This window comes from Pseudovibrio sp. WM33 (assembly GCF_001623165.1).
In the GTDB taxonomy this organism is placed as follows: domain Bacteria; phylum Pseudomonadota; class Alphaproteobacteria; order Rhizobiales; family Stappiaceae; genus Pseudovibrio.
This window is the reverse complement of the sequence record NZ_LMCK01000086.1, coordinates 20,545-37,449: the sequence shown is the minus strand read 5'-3', so window position 1 is coordinate 37,449 and position 16,905 is coordinate 20,545. Positions and strand designations below refer to the sequence as shown.

The window sequence follows — 16,905 nt, the reverse complement described above, 5'->3', positions numbered from 1 at the left end:
GAGTGTTCATCAGCGCCGCAAAGGTCCGGAGCTGGAACTGTCTTCATTGTTCAATGTATGGGGAAGCAGACGTTTCTTCAGGCGCTGTTCAACCGGCACCTGTTCCAGTGCGTGACGGATGTCATTACCAATACCCAGCGTCTGGCTGACACCGTGTAATGAGGGGTACTGGCCAGTGTAAATGCTGGTTCGGCTGGGAGCGCAGGCTGTGGTTGCAGTGTGGTGGTTGAGAAACTCCAATCCGTGTTGGCGCATCTTTCCGAGCGCAACACTGTTCTGCAACCGAAATTGCCTGGCACTGTCATTTTCATAGACCGGTGGAAAGCGCTCTTCATCCGTCGTAATAATCAAAAAATTGAGAGGCTTACCGTTAATTTTCATGCTGTGTCCTTATCGTTTTTGTTCGTTTTGGACATCGTTCGCTGGAATGTATGTACTCAAGTAAATCTGAGTGACCGACGCAGATATAGAGCTGAAGCACTCTGAGAAGCGGGTGGGAAAGTTGTATGACAGAAACATGAATCACAACATAAAGTTGTTACGTGTTTTCATCTTGAAATATTGGGGGAGGTATTTTGATGGGGGGGGGGGCTGGTGAACATAGGTGACGTTTAGCTCGTTCGACTCATGCAGCAGAATATATAAAATTATCAACTTATGATTGCAAAATACATTTATTGATTTAATGTCTTCTCGTTTGATGTTTCTCGAGGATTTTCATTTGCCTAAGCACACTTACTCACTCATTGCTCTTTCTGGATTATTGATTGCATTGGCAGGGTGCCAAACATCATCGAATAACTCTGTGAAAGAGGAGCCGAAGCTCGAACTGTGCTCGACCGATAGCACTGCTTCAAAACTGAATTATACACCCGAACTCGGTTTCTACGTCTCAACCAAATCAATCAGCGCCGTCGCCTCAGCGGTAAAGTTTATTGCTAATGAAGCCTCTGCCCCAACCACAAAAGACCTCTTGGGTGATTGGACACTTGTCGATTTGAATACAAAGAAATCGTGTCCATTGGAAATGGCTTCCAATCCGCAGAATAAAGCGAAGCATGCGATCAATACCAAGTCGGGCTGTGGATTGAGCAAGAGTAAAGCCGCCACATGGAATCTGGAAGGCAAAGAACTTGTGCTCAAATCGCAATCAGGAGGAGAAACAGCAAGACTTGTTAAAGTCAACAAGACCTGTTGGGCAAGTTCAGGAACGGCTTCTCAAAACAAACAGTTCGTTTTGAGACGTTAAAGAGCACTTATCTCCATTCGTTCGGAGTTGAGGAAGGCAAGCCCGCACATGTGGGCTTGGACTGTTGCCAAACTCCACAACACGGACAGCTTCGTTTGTTTGCTTAACCTTGATTAGTTTTAGTCGCAAATTACTTGAACACCCCGAAGCCTGCCTCCCAGCGGGTTCGGGGTGTTAGAACAGACAAGACTTGCCGCAGCGGGAATGGCTGCGGCAAGTCTTTTACTGACGTTTGAGGGTCAGTTGGTTTGATTGCGGGGGCTTGTGGCTTGCCTCGCAATCAGTTTTGCCCCGACTGAATAGTCGTCTTTATTGCATTCTCTTCAAGCGGATTAGCCGAAGATTGGCAGGTTACCGGTCAGTTCGAATGCAGTGATGATGAACACCAGGATACCGAAGCCGAATACCATTGCCTGACGGGCGTTGCCGCCTGGGACCTGGTACATGTCCGGGTTCCGCTCACGACAGATGCGAACCATCACGATTGGCGCCAGCAAGGAGAAGATCACCAGAACCACACCAGCATAACCGATTGCTGCGATGAACCCGTGTGGGTACAGGATAGCAAGGATGATGGTTGGGACGAATGCGATGCCTACAGTCTTTGCTTTACCAGCAACGGTAGCTGTATCGAACTTGAACAAGTCAGAGATGTAATCATACAGACTGAGAGAAACACCCAGGAAGGATGTTGCAACAGCCATGTTGCCAAAGATCTGCAGGATTACAGAGATGTTTTCACTGATACCGGACTTACTCAGAGCACCGATAATGTTACCGATGTTGCCACCTTCAGCGATGATCGCAGGGAAGTCATCACGGGAGATGTTTCCGAATACTGCACACATCCAGAGGAAGTAGAAGAAGCCTGCAAGGAAAATCGCGATCAGCAGCGCTTTGCTTGTCCGCTTCGCATCCAGACCCAGATAGTTGGTTACAGTTGGAACTGTAATTTGAAGACCAAAACTCGCCACCAAGAAGGAGATGGTGTAGAACGCATATGGCATGCGATCGCCGAGAGAGATCTCTGGGAACAGGTTCGTTGTAGATGAGTTACCGATCAATGAACTCAAGCTGATCATGAACGTGATGATCATGCCGCCGATGAGAACAGTGTTCACACGGTCAACAGCTCGGGTCCCCATCATCACAATCGATAGTAGCACGACTGCGAAGATCAAACTCGCCACCCCTGATGACATGTTGACGTCACCAAAAATCGACAGCGAGTAGGTGATGATCGAACTACCACCTGAGATGTAGGCGTAGGTGAGAACGTAGCACAGGAAGGCAACGGAGAGACCGTTGACCACACGGCCCACGTTACCAATGGTGCCCTTGGCAAGGCTGTCGTAGTTGGACCCTTCAGGGAAATGAAGCGTGATTTCCATGATGTACAACGATGCAGTGTGCATGATGTAACCAACAACGATCATCAGAACCAGACAGACAGAGAACCAAACACCACTGTTTGCAACAGGGAGCGAGAACATGCCCGCGCCGACGGCGGTGCCAGCAGCGATCACACTGGCGCCCAAGATAGTGCCCTGACTTTTTTTGGTAGGCTTCGGTTCGGCTGTCTCAGCAGCTGGAACCTGATCAGAAGCGATGGTCATGTTGAGCCTCCCAACTCCGGCATTTGCCGTGACCAATTGAGAAAACACCTGCCGATTTTGTAAGTGCCCCGTGGCAGAGCTTTCCCGAAAAGTGCACATAGACTTACGATGGGTAAGATTTGTGCTTTGATAACAACAGAGGAGAGCACACAGGCTCTCCTCCAATGCAGTTTAGTCTTTGACTATTGCTAGTCACTTCAGTGGCTTAGTTCTTAGATTTCTTCGAAACGGCCAGTGAAGAAGCGAAGTACCTTAGGTTCGAATACGAATTCGAGGCCCTTGATGCTTTCGCGGTTTTTGTAGAGCTCGATGATCGCATCTGCGACGTAATCCATGTGTGCGTATGTGTATACGCGACGTGGGATAGTCAGACGAACGGTTTCGAGCTTAGGAACGTGGTTCTCACCGGTCTTAACGTCGCGGCCTGCGGACACGATACCGCGTTCCATGGTGCGTACACCGGAGGTGCGGTAGATCGCTGCGGCAAGTGCCTGTGCAGGGAGCTGCTGCTGGTCAAGATGTGACAGGAATGCGCGTGCATCGAGGAAGATTGCGTGACCGCCGTAAGGCTTAACCATTGGCACGCCAGCAGCTTCCAGACGCTCACCTAGGTAGCGGATCTGGTTTACGCGGTGTGAGATGTAGTCAAACTCTACGGATTCCTTGATGCCGATTGCCATTGCTTCCATGTCGCGGCCTGCGAGACCACCGTAGGAAGGCATACCTTCGAACTGAACAACCATGCCTTTTGCTTCAGCAAACAGGTCGTCGTCGTTCATGCAGAGGAAACCGCCGTTGTTTGTCAGGCAATCTTTTTTGCCGGACATGGTGCAGCCGTCGCCGTAGGAGAACATTTCAAGGAGGATTGCCTTGATTGTTTTGTCTTCGAAGCCAGCTTCACGTTCTTTGATGAAGTATGCGTTTTCTACACAGCGGGTTGCATCGTACATCACTTTGATGCCGTGCTTGTGGCAGAGTTCGCTTACTGCTTTGATGTTGCCCATGGAAACAGGCTGACCACCAGCCAGGTTCACGGTTACAGCAAGACAGATGTAAGGGATCTTTTCGCCACCAACTTCGTCGATGAGCTTCTGCAGTTTTGCAAGGTCCACGTTGCCTTTGAATGGCACGTCAGCCAGATCAGGGTTGTGGGCTTCGTCGCAGATTACGTCAACAAATGTTGCACCGTTACGTTCCTGGTGGAAACGTGTTGTGGTGAAGTACATGTTGCCTGGAACGTAGTCGCCTGGCTTAATTGTGAGCGTGGACAGGATGTTTTCTGCGCCGCGGCCCTGGTGAGTAGGGATGAGGTGTTTGAAGCCGAAGTGCTCTTTAACAACCTCTTCAAGGTGGTAGAAGTTTTCGGAGCCAGCGTAAGCTTCGTCACCAACCATCAGGCCAGCCCACTGCTTGTCGGACATCGCGGATGTACCGGAGTCGGTCAGCAGATCGATGTAGCAGTCTTTGGACTTCAGCAGGAATGTGTTGAAGCCAGCTTCCTGGATTGCCGCTTCGCGACGCTCGTCAGAAATGAAGTACATTGGTTCAACAGATTTAATCTTGAACGGCTCTGGCATAAACTTAGTCATAAGAACGTCCTCTTACTTGCTTCTTTACCAATAGGGCGGAGGGACCATGTCTCTCCGAATTCTCAAGGAGTGAAGGAATTATCGATTTCGAAGTTTACTTACTTACGAATCGAAAATATTCTCGCTTCACCAATCTTCGTATTCATTAATTATCCAAATATTCGATCATCACAATAAGTAACAATATGGATATGTGAATAAATAATCGTTTATATATACAGATCACATACACATGTACCTTTATGCAATACACAAGGCGCTGATTTTTACATGAGCATTACTTGACCGTACAGAGTTATTGCCTGCATAATCTTGGCTGTGCTGTGATCTGTATATTTCCCCGCTGCAAGTCTCAGGCATGGCGGTGCCGTTCTTCTGCCCCAAGCGCGCTCAACACTTGGGAGACAGGAGCAAAGACAAACGTCATTATCTGAAGCAATCACGACACACCTGCAGCGCAAACCGGAGGTGCCGATGGTATTGCCAATATCAAAGCACAGTTCTTTTGCTGCGTAGGGGATGCAGTGTTGGAATGAGTGCCTAATATTACTTGTTTTGGGGGTACTGCATGTTTTGGCTGGCCTCTACACTCTGCATCTTTGGTGGACTATAGGAGGCAGGAGGCTAGCTTACATGCGGCCGTGCAGCAGGAGCGACTCCACTGCAGGCGGAGGTCGTCAGACGAGATGCAGGTTATTGGCCATGGAAACATCTTCGATGTGCCAAGGCAGCTTATCTCTCTTTAAGATATTCAAATACAGCTGATACCAGCGCATTTTCCTAGTCCCAATGTAACTTCAAGACCTAATTGATTACACACAACGGAGTTTGGGCGAATTGCTCTGAAAGTCAAAAGGAAAAACTACTTAGAGACAGTGACTTGACGGGGGTGCCTTGCCGCGGCGCGACACAACTGCCGTTACAAGCTCCCTGAAATACCAAGGGTTTTTGGGTTTTACGGGGTGTATATCACCCGGTTTGGCAGGCTTCACGATTCGTCAAAATATCCTATTTATTCCACAATAAACTTATATATTAGCAACTCCTGCCATTATTTTTAGATTGATTGGCATGAATCACTTTCACGTTCAGAGAGCCTGATCGTGCTGTGTTTAATCAGATTGGAGTGCATCCCCTGCCCTTTGGGATGCTGGCCTGCGGGCGTTTGTTGCCCGGCCGCAGACCAGCAGGGTGCTCATTTGCGGGGTTGTGCCTCTTACCCGAGGTTGGAGGCCTTGGTGTGGAGGCTTCCCTGTGGCAGTGAACACGGGGTGCGTGTGACACCGCCCGAGCACCTGTCACAGTGCGTTAATCCAGAGACACAACATTGGTGTTGACCGGCTGCGGAAGGGCGACCCGCTCCAATAATCCGCAGGACTTTTTCAGTGCCTCCAGGCGGTCACATAAAGCGTGGTGCAGAGTGAGCAAAGCATCCCGCTCGCAGCTGTTCTTCACGCGCTCGCTGAGTACAAGCTGTTGCATGTACGCGAGGTTTTGAAGATCAGAGACGACGATCTGGACTTCGTCAATTTCATTTTGAAGAGTGTTTGTGGCGCTGCATGCGCATGCGGAGTCGACCATATTCAATCCCTCTGTTTAGGGTGTTGAAGGCCGCACGACAAAGAGCTTTTGGGACTCGCTGGCGAGCGGGAGGCCAAAAACCTGCAAACAGACAGGCGGGTTTATTCCCCTCCGGAAAAGGTATTGTATTCACCGCCCTCCCGCTCATAACGAAGGGTTTGCGCACTTTTGGAAAAAAGGCACAAAAAATCCGCTAGTTAACGGGAGCGGGTACCGCTGTTTGGAGAGGTTTTGGGCCTCACCCAAGAGCATGCAACCAGATGCATGCGGTGTCAATGGCCAAGGTTTGCAAGCGGGCGTTGTGTGACGGAGGGGAGACGGGTTAAGAGGTACGAGGCCGACAACATGGAAAACAATCAGCTCTCAACTCTACGGCGCGATTTCCCAAGAAATAGCGCCGTAAGATTTACAAGGTTATCATAGATATCCGTGTTGATTGGAATAGGATATCCAAGAATTGTAAACTGTCTGCAATGTTGTTGGAATATTTGTTTGAGAAAACATTCTTACCAGCCCAGCAAATCTCTTTGCACAATTTGTGTAGCTGTTAATTTTGCGACCAACCAATATCGATGAATTTTGTAGAGCAAACATAACCTCCAACTCTCGAGGAGTGAAATGTTTGATTATTGCCCTATAGTCAGCTCTTGCTCCCCATGCATCACCATACTGGTTTCCGATAGCACAAGAGATGACCGTCTCAACAAACTTTTGCGTCACACTAGAAGGTACTGCAGCGTTCTCTACGATTTCTAACAATCGAGCAGCGAAAGGAGGCTCATTATAGAAATTGTCAGTTCCATTATGTACAGAGCTTAGCCTATCACATGCCTTTGAGATGATAGAATGCCTCTCTGCTTCTGGAAGCAAATCTAAGAGGCCTAACTGCGTAAAGAAATCTCTCGAAGCGGCAGCTTTTACTTCAACTCCCTTCCCTATATAGGATTGATGCTGATCAACTACTTTAGATGGAACAGAATCGTGTTTGATAATTGGTCTAAAAAGATTGATACAATTAGTACGCGCACCCTGACCGCTAGCCTCGTCACAAAATATTCCATGCACAGCTGTTGCAATTAACTCCCGTTGCGCAACATGAGTGTTAAGGATCGCTCCTATCCAGTACTCCTTTTGATCTTCATTAAATGCCGCAGCCTTAATGGAACTTACCAGTTCCGTAAAATTAACACCTGCAGGGACATCTGCAGTACTTAAAGCAGAACGAGTACATCTACTTATGAAGTTCACGACTTCATCTTCATCTAACTTTCCAACGGCGGGATGGGCAGCTGAGAAATTATTTCGAATTGATCTGCATTGGTCTAGTTTAAAATACCCATCTTCAGAAACTAAACTGAGCTCGTAGCAAAGCTTGAGAAGCTCATGATCCATCATTTCTGAGAGTTTCCTCTCATCAAGGGACTGTGATGTTAGTTGCCCTACAATTGGCAAGCCAAATTGCACGACTTTGCGTCGCAATTCAACAATCGTAATGTTCCAAATATAGTTTAGCGCACTATCAAACAAACCTGAGGAGATCGCGACACACAATCGGATCAAACGCTCATCTCTAAGCTCTGTGGGGATCATCTCAAGCAGTCTTGGCAGATTACTCCATGTATGATCAATTTGCCCTTTAGATGGTAGCACGTCTCTAGGGACACCCAAAGCAGTTGTGATCTGCCTAAGAGCATCATCTGTGTTCGTAGTAATCGCCGGGAGTGCTGGAGCTTCAGCCGCGGCCGCAGGAACAAAATTAGTCATTGTAACCCTTACTAATATAATAATATTTAATAAATTTTACCTCAACCATCATATCTTCTTAAGTGAAATCTATTCAACTGCCAGTCTCACAATCATTCTACGCCGTGTCTTGCTTGAAGAAGGGAGTTTTAAGACGATGTGATACTCAATCGTTGGATTCAGAGCGCTGATTCAGCATGCTTGTTTTGAGTCTAGTACTGGCTTGATAGGCCTATCGTGATAGCTCTAGGTCCCGCATCGCGCTGCGCTTGTGCGGGATGACGACAGGAGGGGGTATGGCTGTTGGTGCAAAGCGCTGGTGAGATATCGGTGAACAGATGTGGTACGTGAGATTGAACTGGAGAATATGTGGAGCGACTGCAGTGGCTATTGAAGCGAGAGCCCCAAAGGACGTCATCCCGCACTTGATGCGGGACCCAGCTGGAACTTGCCACCAAAAACACACTAGTTATTTGATGATGTTGCGACTGCCAAGGCATCAGTGCAGAGTTGGCTATGGCCTATTACGTGTACATGACAGCCAGTAAGAGGAACGGGACCCTTTACACTGGCGTCACCAATGATCTGGTGAGGCGGATTCACGAACACCGGGAGAAAGTGGCGGTGTCGTTTACCGCTCAGTATAGCGTGTCACGGTTGGTTTACTTCGAAGAGTTTGAACGAATTGGGGATGCCATTGCTCGGGAGAAGAAGCTAAAGCGCTGGCGGCGGGCATGGAAGCTTGATTTGATTGAGGGTGTTAATCCGACTTGGCGGGACTTGTATCTGGAGTTGGTTCGATAGACTTCTGGACTTGGCTCTGGGTCCGCATCAAGTGCGGGATGACGAGATGGAGGTGTGCGGGATGATGAGAGGGGGTGTGTAGAGTGACGAGAGGGAGGTGTGTGGAATGACGGTGGAGGGAGAGGTGGTTTGAGTGTGCGGGGATAAGTTGGATTTTGGGTGGTGTGGTTGGTGCACTGTATGAGGCGAAGGGCTGTTGTACTTATTCCCCTTTTTTGCCGTAGATTTCGGGTTTAGCGGTGTGCTCAGGTTCGTTGACCTCCCGAATTTCATAGGAACGCAGAAAAACGCAAAGTTGCGCATAGCAACGCAAAATGATGTTTGCCGGGTTATGCCCGTTGGTGCACGTGGGCGTGTGGTGGATTCTTCCACATGAAGTGTGCAGGTTTTTTTGCCGGCTTTGGTGTTTGGTGCGCACTGAGGCGCCCTCTAGCGCTTTGATTTAATTTTGCAATTCCCTCTTTCTATTGCCCCCTGACAGTTCTTACACGAGTCTTATCTCAGGTTTACAGGGCTGCGCTCTGGCGGCACGCTCGGCTAAGAGAACGAAGTTCTATTCCCAGTTAAGAAGAACTCGCTGTGCGTTGCATTTACGGAGCAACGCAAACCAACGCAAAGGGGCATAGATTTGCGAATTGTGCACGTTATCCTCGCTCTGGGGCTTGGGCTAGTTGTGGCTGGCTGCGCTTCTGTTGGCAATGAGAGCCTTCGGCATTTGACGCGTGAAGGGCTGGAAAGCCAGTTGGAGAACGGCAAGACAACCAAGGAAGATGTGCGCGTTGCGTTGGGTGATCCGAATACCACTGATTTTACCGATAGCGGCAATGAGATTTGGAAATACAGGCATGTACGGACGCAGGCGAAGGTTGAGAACTTCATTCCGGTGGTTGATTTGCTTGCCAGCGGACAGGATGTGACCACCAAGGAAGTGGCCCTGTTTTTTGATCAGGACGGTTTGCTGAGGAACTATTCCATGATTGAGGTGGAGGACGAGGTTCGCACCGGACTTATTACCGCGAACATGTAGCATAGAATTTTAGATGGGTTGGCGCGCTCGGGGTGGAAGCTTCGGGCGGTTTTGCTGTTTATGCCCTTGTATGCTGCTGGTTATGCCCGTTGTGGTGCGGTGACATTATGAGCATATGTTCTTTTCCTAGCTTGTCAGCCCCTGATGAAAGGCGCAGTATAATGAACATATGCTCATTAGAGCTGGCCGCGTTCTCTTTTCCTCACACTCCCTGCTCTAGATTTATGTTGCTGTGCGTCTCCCCTGCCTAAATCACTGATGGTTCTTATGGGAGAGGCTGTGAAAGGAGTGTTTGTTATGCCACGTCCAAGAAAACCACGCCGAATTCATGGAGCCGCGGGAGTGCGCTTTTTCAAGCCGCAGGGCGTGCCGCTGCGCACGCTTCAGGCGGCGGTTTTATCGCAGGACGGGATGGAGGCGTTGCGTCTGGCCGATGCGGAAGGGCTGGAACATACGGCTGCTGCTGATCTGATGGGGATTTCGCGGCCTACGTTCTCCCGCCTGGTCTCCCATGCCCGCACGGTGGTTGCGACGGTGCTGACCGAAGGGCTGGCGCTGAAGATTGAGGGCGGTGCCGTTGCAGCGGACGACTCCTGCCTGCCCGAAGCGGAGTTGAGTGACGAGGACTGCCAGCGTATGCAGCGGCGTCGGCGGCGCGGGTTCTGCGGGCGGGCGAGTGTGATCTCTGAGCCTGTGCAGCTGGATGAGGCGGACGGGCACGAGGGGGCGGTTTAGGCTGACGCTGGGTGGTTTGGGTTTCTGGGCTGGGTTCTGGGGCTGGGCTGTGCTGGACGGGCTGGATATCCCCGTGGGCGGGTGAGGTTATGCCCCTGCTGACGGGTCGAATTTCGCCGGTTTTGCATTAAAAAACGCGGATTCCGAAATTTTCCGGAATCCGCGTTTTTGTGTTTCGTCAGCGCCGTTCAGCGGGAGTTATCCGCGCAGGGTACCGCCGGTAGCCTTTTGAACGGACGCAACAATCTTGTTTGAGACCGCCTCGATATCCTCATCGGTGAGGGTCTTCTTGGTCGGCTGCAGGGTTACATCAATCGCGAGAGAGCGCTGGCCTTCCGGCACGCCCTGCCCTTCGTAGATGTCGAAGAGATTCACGTTTGTGATCAACGCCTTATCCGCGCCTTTGGCAGCTTTCAGGAGCTTCTCAACCGGGATAGAGCTGTCTACCAGGAACGCAAAGTCCCGTTTTACCGGCATAAGATCCGCAGCATTCAGCGCACCTTTGGATTTGGTCGCTTTCTTCTTCGGCTGAGGAACAGCGTCAATGAAGACTTCGAACGCCACGAGCGGACCTTCAATGTCCAATGCTTCCAAGGTCTTAGGGTGAATCTCACCGAAGTACGCCAGGGTGTTTTTCGGACCCATTTTGAGGGCGCCGGAGCGGCCTGGGTGGTAGTAGGATGGGGCGTCGGTGAAGACCATCAGGTTGCCAACTTGCGCACCGATGGACTGCAGGACCGCACCCGCATCGGCCTTCGCGTCGAAAACATCAATGTTTTCAGCGTTTCCGGACCAGTGGCGACCAGAACCGGTTGGTTTGGCGGTACCGCGGCGGATGCCGGCGATGACCATCTTCTGGCCTTTTTCGCTATCGTTTTCAAAGACTTGGCCGACTTCGAAGAGAGCTACGTCGGCGTAGCCGCGGTCTGCGTTGCGCTGTGCTGCGGTGAGCAGGCCAGGCAGCAGGGACGGACGCATGTCGGACATGTCTGCGGAGATCGGATTTGCTAATGATAGCAGTGGGTTACCACCGCCAAAGTGCTCGGCGTGGGCTTTTGGAATGAAGGACCACAGAACGGCCTCATCCATGCCGCGTGTTGCGAGTGCGCGGCGGGCATTAGAGCGGCGGATCTGGCTAACAGTCAGAACCTTCTGGGAGATTGGCTCCATGCGCGGCAGGGTAGCAGTTGGCACTTTGTTGATGCCGACAATGCGCATAACCTCTTCTACCAAATCAGCTTTTCCATGGATGTCCGGACGCCAGCTAGGAGGAGAAACCTTCACGACATCGCCGTTGCCAGCGACCCAGAAGCCGAGCAGGGAGAGGATAGCTTTGATCTCACCGTGGGATACTTCCAGACCGGAGAGGCGTTTGACTTCGCTGAGTGGGAAGTCGATGATGCGCTCTTCCTGTGGCACTTCTCCTACAACGTGCGCGTCGGATGCTTCGCCGCCGCCACACAGGTCCATGACCAATTTCGTTGCAGTTTCAAGGCCTTCTACCATGTACGCCGGGTCTACACCGCGCTCGAAGCGGTAGCGGGCGTCGGTAGATACTCCCAGTTTACGACCTGTGCGGGCGATGTTGAGCGGATCCCAGAGAGCGCTTTCAATCACCACGTTTGTGGTATTTTCGTCGCAACCTGTTGATTCTCCACCCATAATTCCGCCGAGAGACTCCAGGCCGTTGTCGTCAGCAATGACTACGACGCTCTCGTCAACGGCATAAGTTTTTCCGTCGAGGCCAACAAGTTCTTCGCCAGCCTTACCGTGACGAACAGTCAGGTTGCCGGAAACCTTATCTGCATCAAAGACATGCAGCGGGCGGCCCTGATCGAAGGTCATGTAGTTGGTGATGTCCACGAGGGCATTAATCGGGCGCAGACCGATAGCAACCAGACGCTTCTGCATCCATTTAGGAGACGGGCCGTTTTTGATGCCACGGACCACACGATAGCCGAATGCAGGGCAGTGTTCCGGGCTATCCCCTAGATCCAAAAGGATTTTTAGGTCGTTTGCGTTGCTATGTGCGTTCACTTGCGTTTTTTGCGGGGTTTTTAGCGTTCCTAAGCCGGAAGCAGCCAAATCACGCGCAATTCCGAACACGCTTGCACAGTCGGAGCGGTTCGGGGTCAGGCCGATTTCGATGACCGGATCGTCCAGACCAGCATATGCAACAAACGGGGTGCCGACTGGTGCATCTTCTGGCAGGTCGATGACGCCGTCGTGTTCGTCGGATAACTCCAGCTCGCGCTCGGAGGCCATCATGCCGTGGCTTTCCACGTCGCGGATTTTACCAACGGACAATGTTACGTCGAGACCGGGGATGTAATCGCCCGGTTTTGCGAACACGCCAATCAGACCTTTGCGGGCGTTTGGTGCGCCGCAGACAACCTGCAGGGGTTCACCTTCGCCAGTGTCCACTTTCAGCACGCGCAGACGGTCTGCATTTGGATGCTGCTCGGCTTCCAGAACGCGGGCGATTTTGAACGTGCCAAGGCGATCAGCTGGATTGGAGATTTCTTCCACTTCCAGCCCGATCAGCGTCAGGCGCTCTACAATTTCATCAAGGCTTGCATCGGTCTCAAGATGGTCCTTGAGCCAGGAAAGGGTGAATTTCATTTTATTAGCTCTTTACGTTTGGACCAAATTACTTGGAAAGACCGGAGACCAGCGCTGGCATATCCAGCGGGCGGAAGCCGTAGTGCTTGAGCCAGCGGACGTCTGCATCAAAGAAGGCGCGCAGATCGTTCATGCCGTATTTCAGCATTGCCAGACGGTCGATGCCGATGCCCCATGCAAAGCCCTGGTACACATCCGGGTCGAGACCACAGTTGCGCAGAACGTTGGAGTGCACCATGCCGCAGCCGAGGATTTCCATCCAGTCGTTGCCGGTTCCGATTTTCACTTCAGCGCCGGAGCGGTCGCACTTCACGTCCACTTCCATGGATGGCTCGGTGAACGGGAAGAAGCTTGGGCGGAAGCGCAGCTCTACATCATCCACTTCGAAGAACGCTTTGAGGAACTCTTCCAATGTGCCCTTCAGGTGACCGATATGCGTGGTCTTGTCGATCACGAGGCCTTCCAGCTGGTGGAACATTGGTGTGTGGGTCTGGTCGCTGTCACAACGGTATGTGCGGCCTGGCATGATCAGGCGCAGCGGTGGCTCCTGAGATTTCATCGCGCGGATCTGCACTGGGGATGTGTGCGTGCGCAGCAACATGCGCTCGCCGTCTTCCTTCTCGTTGAAGAAGAAGGTGTCGTGCATTTCGCGGGCCGGGTGGCCTTCCGGGAAGTTGAGCGCGGTGAAGTTCAGCTCATCCGTCTCGATGTCCGGGCCTTCAGCAACGGAGAAGCCCATGTCAGCGAAGATGGCGATCAGCTCGTCAGTCACCTGAGAAATCGGGTGGATGCGGCCTTCTTCTGCCGGAGTGGCGCGCAGTGGCTGGCTCACATCAACGGTTTCAGAGGCGAGGCGCGCGTTGAGTGCCTCAACCTTCAACACGTCTTTACGAGCGGTGATCGCCTCACCAACGCGGTTTTTCAGGCCGTTGAGTGCAGGACCCATTTCCTTGCGCTCTTCCGGGCTCATTTTGCCAAGCGTTTTCATTTTTTCAGAAACGCTGCCCTTTTTGCCAAGGGCGGCAACGCGCACGTCTTCCAGTGCGGCTTCGGAGTCAGCACCGGCAATCGCGGTGTTAATCTCGGCTTCGAGTGTTTCGAGGTCGGACATAATCCCTCAAGGGTTTGGATGTGCCAGCAGCTAATTGGGACCTGAGTCCCAGCCGGGCAAATAAAATTCGTGGAGGTCTTTTAGCGAATGCTGGCAGCGCAATAAAGGGGCTGATTGATAATCAGCCTCTTAGATTTCCTCAATACTCCCGTTTTTCAGCGGAAACTGAGGAATTACGATGAAAACACCCGCTGGGGCTGCTCGTGGAATGGCACGCCCTGCCCCGCTGCCTAAACGCTCTTGCCTGAATGCACACGCACAAACGGGCGAGCACAATAGCTCTGCAGTGCGGTTCTCACTCGTGCATTAGGAGCTTTTAAGCCAAGCGCATAAATCGCCCACACGCCGGACCATCATGGACACGGGCGGTGATTTTTACAGCGATGTGCACGCGCAACGGCATTGGGAATCCTTTGAGGATTGGTGGTGGTGTGTTGAGGGTAGCGGAAATGGGTGATGATGGGAAGTTTTTACTGGAGGGAAAATTTGAAATCATGTAATTTATGACAATACTTCAGGAGTTTAAAAGACTAGGGCCACGCTTTGCGACATTGGTTTAAAGATTCACTAATAGCATTTGCTACTATCGGCGGAGTTCTAGGCTTCACATACGTGTTGCTAAGTTTGTTCATGGGGCCGGTCTGGATAGACGCTAATAAGCTGCTTATCTTTGTGCATATGATCTATATTGCAATCATCTTAGCCGGCTTGTGGTATCACGTCTCCACCAAAGCGAATGATCCATATGCTTTACCAAAGGTACGAAATGTTACAGCTGATGGCATTCTCTTAGTAAACAGGAGTCCATGGCTTGGAAACCGAGTGCAAGTCTCAATTTTCTTACTTCAGAATGAGTTTGAACAAATGTTGTGCCAAGGTGTAGTAATAAACGTACAAGAAAACTCCTTAGTTCAGATTGCCACTCAATCGACTGAATATGACGATCAAGAATTACTTAGAACAATAAAAGAAAACAAAGAAGAGTTACTAATTAAGCCTGGAGTAGTTTCATGAGTGATTATTATAAAAACATGCACCGCGTCGTCAAAATCATCGACAGACTTACAGTTGCAATTAATGCAGGCTCATCTTCTGATGTTGAACTAGGCGATAAGTTTCTAATATTTGAATTAGGCGACGAAATCATTGACCCAACAGATGGCCAATCATTGGGCCAATTAGAGTTAGTCAGAGGGCGGGCAGAAGTCATTCATGTTCAAGAAAAAATAGCCACCCTAAAGAGTATTGAATTTGAAAATTCACTCCCCCGAAAGAGAATACTCAAAAAAAGTCATGGTTTATCGGCATTCGGAACAGAAGAAGTTATTGAAGAACGAGAATCGAGTTTAATCAGCCTAAATGCAGAGGTTGGTGACTACGTAAAGCCATTTTAAGGTTTCATTTAAAACAATTTCCGAATTACTACATGTATCTATGGGCTTGAGTTAAAGCAAATCTATGGTCTTCGATTACATCATATACTTAGTGGTTGGTCTTCTTGCGTCTATTGCTTGGAATACATATCGCCTCAGAGAGCTAAACTACCGAGTTAATAAGAAACTTGATGGTTTAGGAGGAGATTTGGGTTTCTTTGGAACTACTTCTCGAAAACTTGAGAGAATAGAGAGACGGCTTGAAATGTTGGAGCATTATGCTCGTTCATTTGATCGGTATGGCCTCCCTGATCAACTCGAGAGAGAGCGAATTGATCAAAGAATACTCGAGAGAGAAGCTCATTATGAAGATGGGTTTATTGATGAGCGAGAGGAGCGCCTACAAGCAGTAATTGACGAGGTAAAAGCTGAAAGGCTTAAAGAGGAGTGATCATCCCCTGAAGCACCTAGCTCAGTGATTATGGATCCCGGGTCTTCGCCCGGGATGACACAGGGAGGGGATCCAGGGTTGCAGGCTTTGAATGGAGGCATAGGGCGTGAGGGCGCTATGGTTTGAGGTGAGGGCTGGCTTTGCAGTGAGACAGATGAGCAGAGCGGTCACCTCGGGTGTCATCCCGGCCAAAGAGCCGGGATCTATAACCACTTACGTATGCTCAAAGTGCAATGAGAGTGACAAGTCTTCCCAATGAGGGTTCATCTCTTCGATGGCCTGGATTTTCCACTCCCGTCGCCAGCGCTTTACCTGCTTTTCTTTGCGGATAGCCTCGTGCGGTTCTTCGTAGAGTTCATAGTAAACAAGCTTGGAAACGCCATACTTTGCCGTAAAGCCAGAGTTCATCCTGGTCTTATGCTGATGCACACGCTCAGGCAGGTTATTGGTCACGCCCATGTAGAGTGTCCCATGCTTTCGGCTCGCCAGAATGTACATGTAGTAAGGCATGCACTGAGTATGCAGCTGGCATTCCTTTGTCGCTACTGCGCTAATTTACCCATTAATACAGGGGGTATAGGTCCCGGGTCTGCGCCCGGGATGACACCGTGGGGGCTGCTTTGCGTTTTATTGCGAGCACTATGGTTGGAGAGCTTTCGGGTGTTTGTGGTGAGGGCTTTGTTGATTGGTGAGTGTGGCGTTGGTGGTGAGGTGGAATGGGTCCCGGGTCTTCGCTGCGCTTCGCCCGGGATGACACCGTAGGGGCTGCTTCGAGGGAGATGACACAGTAGGGTAGCTTTACCAGCGATGACCTGTACTGAGGGAAATCGGGGGGCCTCACCCAACCGTTGCAGAAATGCATGAGTGGGGGAGGTTTTGGGTTTGGGCGTTGACAGGTTGTGGGGTTGTGTTTCACACTCATATGTGAGGCCTAGAAACCTCACGTCAGCGGTACCCGCTCCCGTAGTCTAGCGGTTTTTTTGTGCCTATCTTATAGTGCGCAG

At 50.7% G+C, this 16,905-nt stretch carries 15 protein-coding genes; 7 read left to right on the top strand and 8 right to left on the bottom strand.

Going from position 1 to position 16,905, the window contains the following annotated elements; translation table 11 throughout:
* Positions 1-9: 9 nt before the first annotated feature.
* Positions 10-381 carry a sulfatase-like hydrolase/transferase gene (locus tag PsWM33_RS14615; RefSeq protein WP_063300711.1) on the bottom strand — a complete coding sequence of 124 codons (372 nt, stop codon included), beginning with the start codon at positions 379-381 and terminating at the stop codon, positions 10-12.
* A 280-nt stretch (positions 382-661) separates the two neighbouring features.
* Here PsWM33_RS14615 and PsWM33_RS14610 point away from each other — a divergent pair, with 280 nt between their 5' ends.
* The gene (locus tag PsWM33_RS14610; RefSeq protein WP_153039673.1) at positions 662-1,249 is read left to right on the top strand and encodes an AprI/Inh family metalloprotease inhibitor; all 588 of its coding nucleotides are present in this window, start codon (positions 662-664) and stop codon (positions 1,247-1,249) included.
* 332 nt (positions 1,250-1,581) lie between these two features.
* On the opposite strand, the gene PsWM33_RS14605 is transcribed toward PsWM33_RS14610, so the two are convergent.
* The 4 genes from PsWM33_RS14605 to PsWM33_RS14590 form a co-directional block, all read right to left on the bottom strand.
* Positions 1,582-2,865 (bottom strand): amino acid permease, encoded by a 1,284-nt coding sequence (locus tag PsWM33_RS14605; protein ID WP_063300710.1) that lies wholly within the window; start codon positions 2,863-2,865, stop codon positions 1,582-1,584.
* 212 nt (positions 2,866-3,077) lie between these two features.
* The gene (locus PsWM33_RS14600; protein ID WP_063300709.1) at positions 3,078-4,454 is read right to left on the bottom strand and encodes a tyrosine phenol-lyase; all 1,377 of its coding nucleotides are present in this window, start codon (positions 4,452-4,454) and stop codon (positions 3,078-3,080) included.
* Between the two features lie 1,308 nt (positions 4,455-5,762).
* A complete protein-coding gene (locus PsWM33_RS14595) occupies positions 5,763-6,035 on the bottom strand; it encodes a hypothetical protein (RefSeq protein WP_057463957.1) in 273 nt (90 codons plus the stop codon).
* 417 nt (positions 6,036-6,452) lie between these two features.
* Positions 6,453-7,799, bottom strand: coding sequence for a hypothetical protein (locus PsWM33_RS14590; RefSeq protein ID WP_063300708.1), 1,347 nt, complete (start codon positions 7,797-7,799; stop codon positions 6,453-6,455).
* A gap of 495 nt (positions 7,800-8,294) precedes the next feature.
* On the opposite strand from PsWM33_RS14590, the gene PsWM33_RS14585 reads away from it, so the two are divergent.
* The 3 genes from PsWM33_RS14585 to PsWM33_RS14575 all read left to right on the top strand — a co-directional run bounded on the left by PsWM33_RS14585 (position 8,295) and on the right by PsWM33_RS14575 (position 10,344).
* Entirely contained in the window at positions 8,295-8,582 is a 288-nt protein-coding gene (locus PsWM33_RS14585; RefSeq protein ID WP_063300707.1) for a GIY-YIG nuclease family protein, read from the top strand.
* 637 nt (positions 8,583-9,219) lie between these two features.
* Positions 9,220-9,609: an outer membrane protein assembly factor BamE domain-containing protein gene (bamE, locus tag PsWM33_RS14580; RefSeq protein ID WP_244271719.1), complete on the top strand. Its 390-nt coding sequence runs from the start codon at positions 9,220-9,222 to the stop codon at positions 9,607-9,609.
* 258 nt (positions 9,610-9,867) lie between these two features.
* Entirely contained in the window at positions 9,868-10,344 is a 477-nt protein-coding gene (locus PsWM33_RS14575) for a DUF134 domain-containing protein (protein ID WP_342585926.1), read from the top strand.
* A gap of 198 nt (positions 10,345-10,542) precedes the next feature.
* On the opposite strand, the gene pheT is transcribed toward PsWM33_RS14575, so the two are convergent.
* Together pheT and pheS are read right to left on the bottom strand one after the other, a co-directional pair.
* Positions 10,543-12,966: a phenylalanine--tRNA ligase subunit beta gene (pheT, locus tag PsWM33_RS14570; RefSeq protein WP_063300705.1), complete on the bottom strand. Its 2,424-nt coding sequence runs from the start codon at positions 12,964-12,966 to the stop codon at positions 10,543-10,545.
* Positions 12,967-12,994: 28 nt separating this feature from the next.
* Positions 12,995-14,077 carry a phenylalanine--tRNA ligase subunit alpha gene (pheS, locus tag PsWM33_RS14565; RefSeq protein ID WP_063300704.1) on the bottom strand — a complete coding sequence of 361 codons (1,083 nt, stop codon included), beginning with the start codon at positions 14,075-14,077 and terminating at the stop codon, positions 12,995-12,997.
* Between the two features lie 543 nt (positions 14,078-14,620).
* On the opposite strand from pheS, the gene PsWM33_RS14560 reads away from it, so the two are divergent.
* The 3 genes from PsWM33_RS14560 to PsWM33_RS14550 all read left to right on the top strand — a co-directional run bounded on the left by PsWM33_RS14560 (position 14,621) and on the right by PsWM33_RS14550 (position 15,901).
* Positions 14,621-15,091 (top strand): hypothetical protein, encoded by a 471-nt coding sequence (locus tag PsWM33_RS14560; protein WP_063300703.1) that lies wholly within the window; start codon positions 14,621-14,623, stop codon positions 15,089-15,091.
* Entirely contained in the window at positions 15,088-15,471 is a 384-nt protein-coding gene (locus tag PsWM33_RS14555; RefSeq protein WP_063300702.1) for a hypothetical protein, read from the top strand. The genes PsWM33_RS14560 and PsWM33_RS14555 overlap by 4 nt, the downstream gene beginning before the upstream one ends.
* Positions 15,472-15,535: 64 nt before the next feature.
* Positions 15,536-15,901, top strand: a complete 366-nt coding sequence (locus PsWM33_RS14550) for a hypothetical protein (RefSeq protein ID WP_063300701.1) — start codon at positions 15,536-15,538, stop codon at positions 15,899-15,901.
* A gap of 213 nt (positions 15,902-16,114) precedes the next feature.
* Here the strand turns inward: PsWM33_RS14550 and PsWM33_RS14545 are convergent, their stop codons facing one another.
* Positions 16,115-16,411, bottom strand: a complete 297-nt coding sequence (locus tag PsWM33_RS14545) for a GIY-YIG nuclease family protein (protein WP_063300700.1) — start codon at positions 16,409-16,411, stop codon at positions 16,115-16,117.
* Positions 16,412-16,905 lie beyond the last annotated feature (494 nt).